Source organism: Mucilaginibacter phenanthrenivorans, from assembly GCF_024721155.1.
GTDB lineage: Bacteria > Bacteroidota > Bacteroidia > Sphingobacteriales > Sphingobacteriaceae > Mucilaginibacter > Mucilaginibacter phenanthrenivorans.
Genome location: NZ_JAHVAP010000002.1, coordinates 17,654 through 32,690, shown reverse-complemented (window position 1 = coordinate 32,690; position 15,037 = coordinate 17,654). Strand labels below are relative to the sequence as shown.

The following is a 15,037-nucleotide window of genomic DNA, read 5'->3' as shown; positions in this document are numbered from 1 at the left end:
ATTCATTTAACCATTTAATAACATGGAACAGATCGCAAAATTGAAAGAGCTCATTGCTTCAGCAGAAGCCGACGCCGACAAATTCTTCAGCAAAGGCAATAATGCCGCCGGCACCCGGCTGCGCAATACGATGCAAGCTTTAAAAGTGACCGCGCAGGAAGTGCGTACAACGGTGACCGATAAAAAGCATGCTTCAAAATAAAACCTGCTTTTTAGCCTGGCCGGAAACGGTCAGGCTAATTGGATTTACGGTAATTTAAGTTTAAATTCGCTTTAGATTAACCCTATGCCAGTTAAACCTCTATTCGATGAACGTGAGTTGCTGGCGAAAGTTGCGGCGGGGGATCAGCGTGCGTTTAAATTACTCTACGAGGTTTATAAAAAGAAAATTTATACTTATTCCGCAGGCTTGCTCCATAGCGACATCCTCGCCGAAGAGGTCATGCAGGAAGTGTTCCTGAAGATCTGGCGCATGGGTGAAGGGCTAACTGCCATCGACAATTTCCCGGCCTTTATCAAAACCATGGCCCGCAACCGGAGCCTGGACGCAATGCGCAAACTCGTGGCTTCGGCCAAAGCGGAACAGCTGCTGACCCAAAACTATGCCGAGGCGCATAATGAAACCGAGGAAACCATCCTGCTAAACGAAACCCGCAAGCTTTTGGAAGCTGCCATCAACCTTCTGCCCCGCCAGCAAAAAGAGGTTTACCTGCTCTGCCAGCAGGACGGCCTGCGGTACGAGGACGTCGCCGACAAGCTCGATATTTCTATTAACACGGTTAAAACGCATATGAAGCGCGCCTTGTCTTTCCTGCGTACGCATGTAGCCAGCAACAGCGATATTGCCGCTATTTTGATCATCCTGAAAATAATTTAATTTTCCTGTCACCCTGCCATAACAGCACTTACGTCTTATAAAAAACGGATGTTAAGTTAATGTGATGTTATCAGACAAAAACAGGATCGATCATTTTTACCAGCTGTACCTGGCCAAAGGCCTCAGCCCGGACGAACTCAAAGAGTTCAGGACGCTGCTGGCTGACCCGGACAACACGGGCTACTTCACCAGTTTGCTCGACCAAAGCTGGGAACAGGTCGGCGATGAAGGACTCCTGGAAGTACCGGCAGCCATCGACGAACGGATCATGGCGCAAATCACCGGATCCCGAACCCGCCACTTATGGCCGCGCATTGCAGCCGCAGCTTCCATTATTTTTATCTTGTCTTTTGGCGGCTATCTATTGGTGCACAGGCAACAGGCGACCCAAACGCTTGCCAAAATCGATATTAAGCCGGGTCATCAGCAAGCCACTTTAATGCTTGCTAACGGGCAGAAAATTGTACTAACCCAGGGGCTAAAGGGCCGGCTGGCCGTGCAGAACCAGACGGTGATCAATGCCACGCAAAATACCATCACCTACGATGCAAAATCCGCAGATCAGTTTAGTTATAATACGTTAACCACCGCGCGGGGCGAGCAATCGCCCTACCCGCTGGTTTTGGCCGACGGCACCAAAGTATGGCTCAATGCCGAATCCTCTATTACCTTCCCGACTGCCTTTAACGGCAGGGAACGCATCGTGAAACTCACCGGCGAAGCCTATTTTGAAGTGGCCCATAACGCCAAACAGCCATTTAAGGTTCAAACTGAAAAACAAACTATTGAAGATATTGGCACCAGCTTTAATGTGAATGCTTATGCCGATGAAGCCAGCACCCGTACCACGCTGGTGGAGGGCAGTGTAAAAGTCAATGGCAAGGTGCTAATACCCGGCCAGCAAAGCGACGGCATAACAATCAAACAAGTCAACCCGAATAATAGCATAGCCTGGAAAAACGGGGAGTTCCGTTTCGACGGCAATAATATCCAAACCGTCATGCGCCAGCTGGCCCGCTGGTACGACATCGATGTGAGTTACCAGGGCGAAATCACTAAAGAAGTATTTTACGCGAAACTATCCCGTCAGCGAAACATCAGCGCGGCACTAAGTGTGCTCGAAAGAACCAAAGGCATTCACTTTAAAATCGAAGGAAGGAGAATAACCGTTATCGAATAAACGCTACACAAAACGGCGAAGCCTTCTTGAGGATCGTTGAAAATCAAATTGCTTCCCGAAAAAAAAGAAAGTCACCCCTGCAAAGCCGGAATGACTTCATTCAGATTGCTTAAACAATATTCATCATTTAAGAACCGCGCCCGCCTCCCTGTCGTCGAAAACTAAAAGGCAAAACGCACAAACCGAACACAGCAAATGTACAAAACTTACATTAAACAATTCTTGCTGGTCATGAAATTAACCGCCTTCCTGATGCTGATCGCCCTTTTGCAGGTCAGCGCAAGCACGCTTGCGCAGAAGGTCACCTTGTCCGGCAAAAACACCCCGCTTAGTACTATATTTGACCAGATCAGCGCCCAAACCGGCTATGACTTCGCCTATACCGGCACCATCCTGGCCAAAGCCAGACCCGTCACTATCAACGTCAAAAACGAAGATCTTAAAGACGTGCTTGACCAAATCTTCCAGGGACAGCCCCTCGACTATACCATCGCCGACAAATCCGTTGTGGTGTCAATTAAAACAACCGCCCCACCCGTCAAAACGCAAGCCGAACAGGCTCCTATCGATGTCACCGGCCGCGTTCTCGACGAAAACAAAAAACCGCTCCCCGGCGCCACCATCATCGTCAAAGGCACCAACAACTCTACCATCACCGGCGCGGATGGTGTGTTTACACTGAAAAAGGTACAAGCCGGCACGACGATTGTTATCTCCTTCATCGGTTACGACAAAAAAGAAATCACCGCAGCGGAACAAGTGGGCGATATACAACTCAAGCCCGCCACTTCCCAACTCGATGCGGTGCAGGTCATCGCGTACGGACAGACCTCGCAGCGGTTAAGTACTGGTGATATTTCAGTGGTTTCGGCTAAGGAAATAGAAGAACAACCGGTGGCGAATCCTGTGCTGGCTCTGGAAGGCAGGGTGCCCGGTTTACTCGTAACGCAAGGTAGTGGGTTTGCAGGTGCGGGGGTCAGCATACAGATTCTGGGACAGAACAGTATAGGCAACGGCAATGCACCCTTATATGTCATCGACGGGGTTCCAAACTTCTCACAAGTACTGCCAGAATTAGGGAGTGTCCAGGGCTCACCCTCTGCCTTTGCTTTAATTGATCCTGCTGACATTGAAAGCATTTCTGTGCTAAAAGATGCGGATGCCACTTCTATATACGGTTCACGGGCAGCAAACGGCGCCATCCTGATCACCACAAAAAAAGGAAAAGCCGGCGATACACATGTGGATTTTAATCTTCAAAACGGTTTTGGGAAAGTCCTTGGCCATGTCGATCTCCTTAATACACAGCAATATCTGAAAATCCGGAATGAAGCGTTGAAAAATGACGGTATATCCGCTCCCGGGCCCACCGATTATGATCTTAACGGTACATGGAACCCGAATAGTTACACCGACTGGCAAAAAGCCCTCCTTGGTGGCATCGCGCGTTATACAAATATGCAAGCTTCGGTTTCCGGTGGAAACGCTAATACGCAATTTTTAATAGGCGTGGGCGATCACAGGGAAACTACCGTTTTACCCGACAATTTTGCGGACCAAAAAAGCTCGCTGCATCTTAATTTAAATCATGCTTCCAATAACCAGCGTTTCAAACTGCAATTCAATGTCAGCTACCTTTTTGATAACGATAATCTTCCAACGACCGATCCGACAGGAACCGCATTGACACTTCCGCCAAACGCACCTCCGCTACGTAATCCTGACGGTAGTGTGAGCTGGGCGCCTGATGCTAACGGCAATTCGACCTGGCCGAATGGGAATCCATCGCAGTATGCCCTTGGCACACAACAGACCAAAACGAACAACCTGACAAGCAGCGCCATCATTAGTTATACGCTCCTCCCGGGCCTGGATATTAAGAGTAGTTTTGGCTACACTTATATGCAAAGAGATGGAAACGCCCTTTTTCCAAGCACTTCTAATGCACCTTCGGCCGGCAGTCCACCCTCCACTTCGGCGTTCTATTCCAGTAATAATCTCAATTCCTGGCTGATAGAACCACAGCTCAGCTATCAAAAGGCGATTGGCAAAGGAAGGCTAGAAGCCGTTGCCGGGAGCACGATCAACCAGCAGAATTCGTTCGGTACAAATCTTCGCGCCAGCGGTTTTACATCTGACCAGCTATTGGCCGATATTGCTGCTGCCAGTACCGTATCAGTGTTGGGTGTCAACTCTGCGATCTACAAGTACAACGCAGTATTTGGTCGTATCAATTATAACTGGAACGATGAATATATAATTAACCTGGCCGGCAGAAGGGATGGCAGCAGCCGTTTCGGACCGGAAAACCGCTTCCACGATTTCTGGAGCGTTGGTGCCGCCTGGATATTTTCTGGCGAACAGGCGGTAAAGGATGATCTGCCCTTTATGAGTTTCGGTAAATTGAGCGGAAGCTATGGAACAACCGGAAATGACCAGATCGGGGACTATAAGTATCAAAACAATTATAATGCCGTGGGATATGCCTATCCCTACCTGAATACCTCCGCACTGGTCAATTCAGGCTTGCCCAATCCGTATCTTCAATGGGAAGAGACTACTAAACTGCGCGCAGGCCTGGACCTCGGTTTTTTTAATGACCGTTTATTGCTTAGCGCCAGTCATGTGGTCTCCCGATCCTCTAACCAATTATTGCCTTATATAGTGCCGGCGACAACAGGGGCTGGCTCGATCCTGGAAAACTTTCCGGCGACTGTGGAGAATAGGGTTTGGGAATTCAGCCTGAACTCGGTCAATATCAAAACAGGTCAATTCCGCTGGACAAGTAATTTCAATTTAACCATCCCCCAAAATAAACTGCTTGCCTTCCCGGGCCTGGCCACCTCACCTTACTCCGGGCAACTCGTCATCGGACAGCCGGTGACTGTAAGCCGGCTGCTTGACCTTGCCGGTGTTAACCCGCAGACCGGGGTATACCAGTTCAGAAATGCGGCGGGCCAGCTTACTTCGGCCCCCACTCTGCCTGAAGATGAATTGGAGAATGCAAATACCGACCCCAAATTTTATGGCGGGTTTGGTAACGGTTTTTCTTATGGCGGATTCCGCCTGGATGTCTTTTTCGAGTTCCGGAAAAGAACGGCATTGGATGGCGTTTCACAGTTGGGTTCATTCCCGGGAACAATCTCCAACCAGCCGGTCAGCGTGCTGCAGCGCTGGCAAAATCCGGGTGATATCACTTCGGTGCAAAGAGCCAACTCAGATTACTCCATCTTTTTACCCGCCTTATACGCTCGCGCCCTCAGCCAGGCGGCTGAAGTCAACGCCTCCTACATCCGGTTAAAGACCTTGTCGTTTTCCTGGCAGGTGCCCGAGAACTGGAGAAAGGCGCTCCATGCCACTCAACTCAAACTTTATGCACAAGCGGAAAACCTGCTGACCTTTACCCACTATAAAGGTCTTGATCCTGAAACACCTGGAAATTTCTCGTTGCCGCCCTTACGTGTGATCACTGTAGGCATCCAGGCAGGTTTTTAATTAAAAAAGTTAAATCAAAAAAGAATGAAAACAAACCAATCAATATATTTTCGGCTCCTTGGGTTTATGCTGCTGGTGCTGTTATCCGCCTGTAAGAAACTAGTGGAGATACCCCCTTCTTCTGCGGCGATCAATTCCGACAATGTTTACAACAATAATGCGACGGCGGCATCTGTATTAAACGGTATTTATGGGACGTTAAGCGCCCAGGACTATAATGCGTCAAGTGTTCCGGCAGCGTATGAATATCTTTCGTTATCTGCGGACGAACTGGTCTTATATGACCGCAATAATCCTACGCTGGGCCCGTTTTATCGCAACGCGCTAAGTCCGTCTTTAGGGATAGATGGACAGGACCCCTGGGTGAACTGTTACCCGGTCATTTTCCAGGCGAACGATGTAATACGTGGTGTTACCGCATCGGCAAACCTGTCGCTGGCATTAAAACAGCAACTCCTGGGAGAGGCTTATTTTGTCAGGGCCTACTGCTATTTTTACCTGGTTAACCTGTATGGAGATGTGCCGCTGGTAACCGGTACCGATTTTAAGATTAACTCGGTAGTAGCACGTGCACCAAAAGACATGGTCTGGCAGCAGATCGTCGCTGATCTGAAACTAGCAGCAACTGACCTGAGCGCCGATTTTCTTGGCGGGGATGCTTTATCTGCTTCAACTGAACGTACGCGCCCTACAAAATGGGCGGCAACGGCTTTATTGGCGCGGGCGTATTTATACAACAAAGACTACCCAAATGCCATCACCGTTTCATCGGCCTTAATCAGCAATACCGCCCAATTCAGCCTGGATTCCCTCCAGGATGTTTTCCTGAAAAATAGTTCGGAAACCATATGGGCGCTGCAACCGGTCTTTAATTATCCAGGATCCTCCACGGGAGAAGGCAGTTTATTCAACTTGCCCTTAACGGGCCCTAGTACGGGCGGGGACGTATACCCGGTCTACCTGAGCAATTTTGTGTTGAATGCCTTCGAGACCGGGGATCAAAGAAAAATAAATTGGGTGAACCAGGCGACTGTAGGCGGAGTTACCTACAATTACCCTTATAAATACAAAGCCGGCCGGTTTGCCCCAAGCCTGGTTGAATACGCCATCCAGTTCCGGCTGGCTGAACAATACCTCATCCGCGCAGAGGCCGAAGTGAGCAGTGATCCGGCAGCGGCAGTAAGGGACCTCAACGTTATCCGCTCCCGCGCCGGTCTTCCCGGTTACACAGGTGCAATGGATAACCCTTCACTATTAACCGCCATCCTGCATGAAAGGCAGGTCGAACTCTTTACGGAGAATGGGCACCGCTGGCTGGACCTGAAACGCACCACAACGGTAGATGCGGTGATGAGCCAAGTAAGCACGCAAAAAGGAGGGACCTGGAATACCAACCAGCAGCTTTATCCAATACCGTTATCACAGATACTGGCTGATCCTAACCTGAAACAAAACGTGGGCTATTAATAATTGAAGATTCACTCATTTTCCGCCTCCGGCTATCCTTTTGAATAGCCGGAGGCGGAAAGATATTGTCAAATCAAATGAAAAAATTAGCATTGTATCTTTTATTGCTCCTGCCGTTTTTCGTGAAAGCGCAAACCGAAATAGGCATGCGCTTCGACCACCAGTTGAGTTGGGCACAGATCAAAGAAAAAGCGAGATCCGAGAACAAATACATCTTCGTGGATGTATTTGCCACCTGGTGCGGGCCCTGTAAATTGATGGACCGGAAGGTCTACACGAACGATACCGTAGCCGCCCTGATGAATGACAAATTCATTTCCCTCAAACTACAATTGGATTCTGCCAAAGCGGATGATGATTACGTGAAAAGTTGGCGCAAAGATGCCGGTGACTTCCAGGCCCTTTATAAGTTTGCCGGCTACCCTAGTTTTGTTTTCTTTACACCGGATGGAAAAATGATCCTGCAGGATATCGGCTATAAAACGCCGGTTGAATTTACGGCAATGGCTAACCAGTCACTGGACCCTCAACGCTTGAAATATTTCGCCATGCTGGAAGCCTACAAAAATGGTCAGAAGAATTATACGTCTTTGGGCGGCCTGGCGCTCTTTACCAGGGATGTTGTGCAGGACAGGAAACTGGCAAAGGAAATGGGCCAGGATTACAAAACCAATTACCTGGATCACTTACAAGCGGCGGACGCCCTGGTCAAAAGCAAAGAATTTATCATCGAATATTCCTATTTGATAAGCATCAAAGACAGCCTGTTCGTGCTATGTTATAACGACCCTGCAAAGGCCGATCAGTTGGCAGATCAAAAAGGCTGGGCTGCCCGCCAGGTAGCGGGAGCCATCTGTCGCGAAGAGCTGGATCCCCAATTAATTAAAGATGGAAAAGCCTTGTACCAGGACCCTGATTTTAAACGATTGTTTGCTGCGGTCGAAACAAAATATCCGAAAGCCGACCTGAAGCGCTCGCTGCTGAATTATCAGGCAGCATATCACCGGAAACAGAACCAATGGCTGTCCTACGCCAAAACAAAAGATGAACAAATTAAAATGTACCCGCCGGCAGATGCTTTTGGTGTCTATGTCGAAATCAATGTTTATGGTGCCTGGGATTTGTTCCTGCATTGCAACGACCATACCGTACTACGCACTTACGGCCTCAAATGGATCGATATGGCATTGAAAACAGGTGCGAAGGAGAACGAGGCGGAATATTTGGATACAAAAGCCAATATCCTGTACAAACTGGGTGAAAAAAAAGTTGCCATCGCGTTGGAAAAGCAGGCCACGGACAAAACTCCCGGCGACAAAGACATTTATGCCAATTATCAAAAAATGTTGAGGAGCGAAAAAACCTGGACGAACGAAAATTAAATATATGAAAAACTTAAATTTAATTCTTCTGCTATTAGCAATACCTTTTATCACGTTCGCCCAAAAACCCGCTATCGACATCGGTATGCTTTCCCACTGGCCACAGGTCAGCGAAGGCGCCTTGAGCAGTGACGGAAAATTTGCCTGGTATACAGTCGAAAACGTTCCCAGAGACGGCAATACGACGGTATTTAAATCACTGCGCGGGTCCTGGCAACGGCAAATGACCGGTGTAACGGATGTTCGTTTCTCCAAAGATGGCCGTTTGGCCATCTGTCAAAAAGATAGCACGCTCCTGTTGATTCATCTAGGCAGTCCGGTAGAAGAACGCATAGAGCACACCATTAACTACAAACTGCTCCAGTTGCCACATTCGGAAATGCTGGTCCAGTATTCGGGGTATCCAGCCATACAAATGACCATCGTTAACCTGGAGACAGGCGGTCGGCAAACAGTCTCGGGGGTAACTACGTATTTTCCCGCAGTAAAGCAAAACATCCTTTACTATTTTAAATCAGCCGACAAAAGCGATCAAAAAATTCTCTGCCTTTATCATCTGAACACCGGCCAGACCCAACAGATCTGGCGAGGAAATGAAGCCGAAAGCGTACAGATCGATCCATATGCCGGCGCGGTAGCCTTTAAAGATTCCGCGAGTTACCTATATTTCAAGCCAGGAATGGATCAGGCTAAAGTCCTCCTAGACAGCCGGTCGGTACCTTCAGACCAGGGACTCGTACTGGGCGATCTGGAAGGTTTCCATGTCAGTGGTACACGGCTGCTATTTTATTTAAAATCCGTTTATACAGAGAAGCCAAAAGCGGGCCAGGTCAGCGTGGATGTCTGGAGTTATAATCAGCCGTGGCAATCCCAACAATTAGATGATCTCCGGGATGGCTTACCCCTTAATCTTGCCATGATCAGGCTTGATAAACCAGGCCAAATCACCAGGTTACAAAATGACGGCAAAATAAGAGGGCTGAGTGATAATTATGCCGTATTCGATAAACGGGCTGGCGAAATAAGGGAATTTAACTGGTCGAAAGCTTCCCAACCAACTTCGGATATCGTTTCATTGGCAACCGGGGAAAGAAGTACAATTAACTTAGATTACCGGTATGTTGTTTCTCCGGGTAAAAGATTTATGTTATTCATGGACAATAACCTGGATTATTATGCTTACGATACGTTAACGCGGCAGATCACCAACCTTAGCCAGCAGGTCCCCATACCGAGGGATACCTCGGATAATAGACACCGGAATCAAAATTTTAAGGGGCTCATTCCGACGGGACAGTGGATAGCCGGCGACAAAGGTATCCTGTTCTATGACCCCTATGATTTGTGGAAAATCGATCCGTTGGGAAAAAATGCACCTGTATGCCTGACCAATCATTACGGCAGGGCCCACCACCTATCATTCAATATTATCAGGGACGATGATCGTTCGGCGTTTAATGATAAGCAGACCCTGGTCATAGCTGCACATGATCTGCAAAGCAAGGAAAATGGTTTTTACAAGATAAATTTAAATGAACCGTTCAAGGATCCGAAAAGGCGATCTATGGGGCCATACGATTATGCCCAGGAATTCCCCCAAATTTTCGAGCAAAGTGTTTCAGTGAGATCCCCCGTGAGTGCCGGTCGCGTATTCCTTGTTTCCCGACAAAGCACCATAGAATCCCCCAATTTGTGGTGGACCACTGATCACAAGAACTTTCATCAGGTAAGCGACCTCTACCCGGAACGGGATTACAACTGGATGAAAGGTGAGGTACGTACATTCAATACCTTAGACGGTCGCCACGATCAGGGTGTCCTATATTTACCTGAAAACTTTGACCCCGGAAAAAAATACCCTGTCATTCTTCACTACTATCAACGCAAATCAGATGCGTTATTTAAATACCAAACTCCAGGAAGCCAGAACGGGGAGCTGGATGTTTCCTGGTTTGCCAGCCACGGTTATGTCGTTTTTACGCCTGACATTCATTATACGATCGGCGCCACGGGTCAAAGCGCCTTGAATGCGATTCTCGGCGCAGCGAATTACCTGGGTACGTTTCGTTGGGCCGACACCGCCCATATGGCACTCCAGGGACACAGCCTTGGCGGCTGGGAGACGAATTATGTGATCACGCATTCCCATAGGTTTGCGGCAGCAGTCAGTTCTTCCGGCATTTCGGACCTGGTGGCGATGTATAACCAAATCGGGGGCGTACAAAGCGATTATTGGGAGAATGATGACGGCCGTTTTTTTGCCTCCTTATGGGAACGACCTGATTTTTACCTCCGAAATTCACCAGTGTTATTTGCCAACCGAGTCACTACCCCGCTACTTCTAATTAGTAACCTCAAAGATGGTAATGTAGCTTTTACCCAGGGAGCGGAATTCTTCCTATCCCTGCGCCGGCTGGGAAAAAAAGCCTGGATGCTACAATACGATGGCCAGTCGCATGGTGTTCGTGATGAAGCTAGAATTGATTACATTTTGCGCTCCACCCAATTCTTCGACCACTATCTTAAAGGCGCGCCTGCCCCCAAATGGATGGTGGAAGGTATACCCGCTGCAAGGAAAGGTATTGATAACGGACTGGAATTCGAACCGGCGGGAGTCGAACCCGGGCCAAACCTCTTGACGCCTGAAGAACAAAAGAAGGTGGATAGTTTAAGTCACCATCCACCAGTCACCATCATTCTTAAATAAAAAAGAAATGATCATCGAATTTCAAAAACGAATCTTTATTGATGTGGTCACCGTTCTTTTTGTGATGCTATTCATCTACGCGGCTTCCAGTAAATTATGGGACTATCAAACATTCGTCATCCAACTGCAAAAATCACCGATATTGACCACTATAGCCACCTGGGTTGCCTGGTTGGTACCGACCATTGAGTTCGGTATTGCGGTCTTATTGATCAGCGAACGAACCCAGCTACGCGCGTTGTACGCGGCATTCACAATTATGGTCGCGTTCAGCGCCTATATCATCGCTGTTCTAAATTTCTCGGAGAACATTCCCTGTTCCTGTGGAGGTATATTGCAGAACATGAATTGGCAGCAACATCTGATCTTCAACCTGATATTCGTTACGCTGGGTGGTATCGCCATTCAACTTTATCCAAATAAACATCGAGACATTATTGCGCGATAATAGGTGGACGCTGAAAAACCTTTAAAGAGTAGGCAAACATTTAAGTTTAAGATTATGAATTTCAGAAAATTATCATTGGTAGCAAGCGTGATCGTGGCACTGATCGCATCCTTGGCATTCAAACCTGCAAACCACAGGCTGTTTGGAATTGGTTCCGCGTGGGATCCGATAACTTTTCACTCGTGTGATAGGGGATTTCCATTAAATCAACCCGGATGTACTGCAACGGGTTTTGGCGCGCGTTGTACAGTACACTTAAGTGCAACTTATCCGAGTCTGCCAGCATTCTCGAATGATGCCCCGTGGTGCACTACCCCATTATACTTACCTAACTGATTTTTATTCCTCAGCACCGGGTCTTACCGGTGCTGATCATTTATTATGAAAAAGAACCGCTTACTTCATTTAATGATTTGCACTTTAGGCGGCGTGAGTTGTATCGTTTTGCTCTGGGGGTTCTCGGTGTGGCGTACAAGACATCCGAACGGCTTTTTAAGAAAGCAACCCTCACATAAAATCTATGGCACCGGGTTTATAAAACTGCCTGATCAGCAACATTATATTGCTGGGATTGACAGTCAGTTCGTGTATCTGGGCAGCAAAACATTGAGAGCTCGCCTATTGTGCGTCAAACCCGGTACGAAGGACAGTTCGACCGTATTGATCAGGCCATCAGACACTTTGAGGTTCAACGAAGATGCCGCAGTCCGTATTTGCGGTAACGAATACTTTATTTTCGACGGTTCCCGCGGCCAGGTGATCACCGGTGATATTCATTCTGGTTTGCAATCTCGTGACCAGCGAGTTCCTTATTTTCTGGATGGCTTACCATTGACCAATAGTATCGTCATCGCAAAACTGCTGACCAAGGGGCGAAAAAGCGCCTTGGTGACCTTAAACGGTGGAGTCGTGTCGCACAGCTATTTACTACCGCAGCAAGGTGACGGTATCTTCATGCCCGATGGGGTCATAGTCAGCCCGCCGGACGGGAAACGATTGATCTACGTTTACTATTACTGCAACAGGTTCTTGTGTTTCGACCAGTGTTTGAAATTGACCTATAAGGCCAATACCATAGATACGGTCACCCATCCCCATATCAGGGTGGCGGAGAACAAATCCAATGGCGACATCTCCCTGGCCAGCCCTGCTGTTTTTGTCAATAAGCATTGTGCTACGAATGGCAGCTACCTATTCATTCATTCCACATTAAAAGCGGATAACGAAACTGATGTCACACATGGTCGGGCATCAGCGATTGATATTTACAGGGTCGATAACGGACGGTACATATATACTATTTACCTGCCGGACCTCGACGGTTACAAGCTGCGGGACCTGCGGGTGTGTGGCTCTACGATGGTCGCCTTGTTCGGTCCTTATGTATATTACTATCAACTCGATTTTTGAGCTGAAACAAAATTAAATTCAATAATATAAGAAACGAAGATGAAAAGAACATTGCTCATTTTGGGTTTTCTGACGATAGCCATGTCCGCATTCTCGCAGGACATCTATACCGTTAGCACCAAAACCGTTAAAGCCAAAGTCCCCGCGACCCTTTGGGGGCTTTTCTTCGAGGACATCAACCGGGCAGCCGACGGCGGCGTTTATGCCGAAATGGTAGAGAACCGCAGCTTTGACTTTCCGAAGCCAATGACCGCCTGGCAGACCTGGCCGCGGCCGCAATTGCGCGACGGCATTCTGATGGTCATCAACCAAAGTGCGGTAAACGCCGCCGACCCCAAATACATGCAGGTCAGCTTGAATGCAAAAGATACGGTCGGGCTGATGAACAGCGGCTTTGATGAAGGGATGTCCTTCAAAAAAGGGCTGGCCTATAACTTAACCTTGCGTTACCGCCAGGTGGCTCCGGGAATCCATGTACGGATCTTCCTGTTCAGCGCGAAAAATCAAGTCATTGGCAGAACCAGCCTGGTGCTGAAGGATAGTAAAGAATGGGTGAACCAGGAAGTTTCGGTTACGCCAACCGATAGCGCCCGAACCGGCAAACTGCTCGTGATTTTTGAAGGGGCGGGCAAACTGGATATGGATCGTATCAGCCTTTTTCCATCAGACACCTGGAAGAACCGCAAGGGCGGCCTGCGTGCTGACCTTGTACAAAAACTGGCTGATCTTAAACCCGGTTTCCTGCGCTTCCCCGGCGGTTGTATCGTTGAAGGCAACCAGATCGTCCACCGTTACCAGTGGAAGCATACCATCGGTAATTTAGAGGACCGCGAACCCGTACAATCGATCTGGGCTGATGATGTGCCCGAAAGACAAACACCTGATTATATGGAATCTTTTGGCCTCGGCTTTTACGAATATTTTCAAGCATGTGAAGACATCAAAGCCGAACCATTGCCCATCATCAACGTCGGCATGTCCTGCCAGTTTGACGCCGCAGAGGTCGTGCCCACCAATGAACTCGAACCCTATATCACCGACGCATTAGACCTGGTTGAATTCGCAAACGGCGATATTAACACCTACTGGGGTAAGAAACGCGCCGAACTCGGTCATCCTGCACCATTTAATATGAAACTATTGGGAGTCGGTAACGAAAACTGGGGCCCGCAATATGCCGAACACTTGAAACTGTTCACCGACCGGCTGAAAGCTAAATACCCGGAGGTTAAACTCATCAACGCCACGGGCTACAGCCGCAATATCCCGGTATTTACCTATATGGATAGTGTACTCAGGGCCAGAAAGGCCGATATCATCGACGAACATTTTTATGATACCCCGAAATGGTTCATGGATAACAGTAACCGTTATGATACTTATGACCGGAACGGGCCCAAGATATTCGTCGGCGAGTATGCGGCGCAAAGCGACCGCATCGGTTCCATGAAAAACAAAAACAATTTGCTGACAGCATTGAGCGAAGCCTGCTTTATGACCGGTATCGAGCGTAATGCCGATGTCGTATCCATGGCATCCTATGCGCCGCTTTTTGCGCATGTGACGGGCTGGCAATGGACGCCGAACCTGATCTGGTTTGACAACACCACGAGTTACAACACCCCCAATTACTATGTACAGCAACTCTTCTCCGTTAATAAAGGGACTGATGTCGTACCTTTATTGAAAGACGGGAAGGCAATTTGTGGTCAGGATAGTTGCTGGGCCAGCGCTGTAATTGACAGGAACGCAAATGCGTTAATTATTAAGCTGGTGAATATGAGCGGTTCCGTAAGATCCGAAAGTATCCGGCTGGACGCCGGTGTAACTGGCGAAGCCCAATGGACGAGCCTGGCGAATCCTAACGCTGGCGTCGTCAATACGATCGCCAGGCCTGACGCTATCCAACCGGAAACTAAAATCTTTACGGTTAAAGGTAAAGAGTTCAAATTCAGCGCGCCGCCTTTTTCGCTGAATATCCTGGTACTGAAGCTGAATGGTGTGGCACCTGAGGGCCCGGCAGGTTCGAAGCCCTGACGAACAGCTGGTTGGGATGGTGGCATGGGCTCCT

Annotated in this window: 10 protein-coding genes; all 10 read left to right on the top strand. The window is 48.4% G+C overall.

What is annotated here, in order from left to right; all coding sequences use genetic code 11:
* Positions 1-22 precede the first annotated feature (22 nt).
* On the top strand, positions 23-202 hold the full coding sequence (locus KXD93_RS04755) for a BF3379 family histone-like protein (RefSeq protein ID WP_258135733.1): 180 nt from the start codon (positions 23-25) through the stop codon (positions 200-202).
* An 84-nt stretch (positions 203-286) separates the two neighbouring features.
* On the top strand, positions 287-877 hold the full coding sequence (locus tag KXD93_RS04750) for an RNA polymerase sigma factor (protein WP_258135732.1): 591 nt from the start codon (positions 287-289) through the stop codon (positions 875-877).
* A gap of 64 nt (positions 878-941) precedes the next feature.
* Positions 942-2,057: a FecR family protein gene (locus tag KXD93_RS04745; protein WP_258135731.1), complete on the top strand. Its 1,116-nt coding sequence runs from the start codon at positions 942-944 to the stop codon at positions 2,055-2,057.
* Positions 2,058-2,252: 195 nt separating this feature from the next.
* Positions 2,253-5,552: a SusC/RagA family TonB-linked outer membrane protein gene (locus tag KXD93_RS04740; RefSeq protein WP_258135730.1), complete on the top strand. Its 3,300-nt coding sequence runs from the start codon at positions 2,253-2,255 to the stop codon at positions 5,550-5,552.
* Between the two features lie 24 nt (positions 5,553-5,576).
* Positions 5,577-7,019, top strand: coding sequence for a RagB/SusD family nutrient uptake outer membrane protein (locus KXD93_RS04735; RefSeq protein WP_258135729.1), 1,443 nt, complete (start codon positions 5,577-5,579; stop codon positions 7,017-7,019).
* A gap of 77 nt (positions 7,020-7,096) precedes the next feature.
* On the top strand, positions 7,097-8,401 hold the full coding sequence (locus tag KXD93_RS04730; RefSeq protein WP_258135728.1) for a thioredoxin family protein: 1,305 nt from the start codon (positions 7,097-7,099) through the stop codon (positions 8,399-8,401).
* Positions 8,402-8,405: 4 nt separating this feature from the next.
* Positions 8,406-11,108: an alpha/beta hydrolase family protein gene (locus tag KXD93_RS04725; protein WP_258135727.1), complete on the top strand. Its 2,703-nt coding sequence runs from the start codon at positions 8,406-8,408 to the stop codon at positions 11,106-11,108.
* Between the two features lie 7 nt (positions 11,109-11,115).
* Positions 11,116-11,556: a MauE/DoxX family redox-associated membrane protein gene (locus KXD93_RS04720; protein WP_258135725.1), complete on the top strand. Its 441-nt coding sequence runs from the start codon at positions 11,116-11,118 to the stop codon at positions 11,554-11,556.
* Positions 11,557-11,937: 381 nt separating this feature from the next.
* Positions 11,938-12,966, top strand: coding sequence for a hypothetical protein (locus KXD93_RS04715; RefSeq protein ID WP_258135724.1), 1,029 nt, complete (start codon positions 11,938-11,940; stop codon positions 12,964-12,966).
* 39 nt (positions 12,967-13,005) lie between these two features.
* On the top strand, positions 13,006-15,003 hold the full coding sequence (locus tag KXD93_RS04710) for an alpha-L-arabinofuranosidase family protein (protein WP_258135722.1): 1,998 nt from the start codon (positions 13,006-13,008) through the stop codon (positions 15,001-15,003).
* The last annotated feature ends 34 nt before the right edge of the window (positions 15,004-15,037 follow it).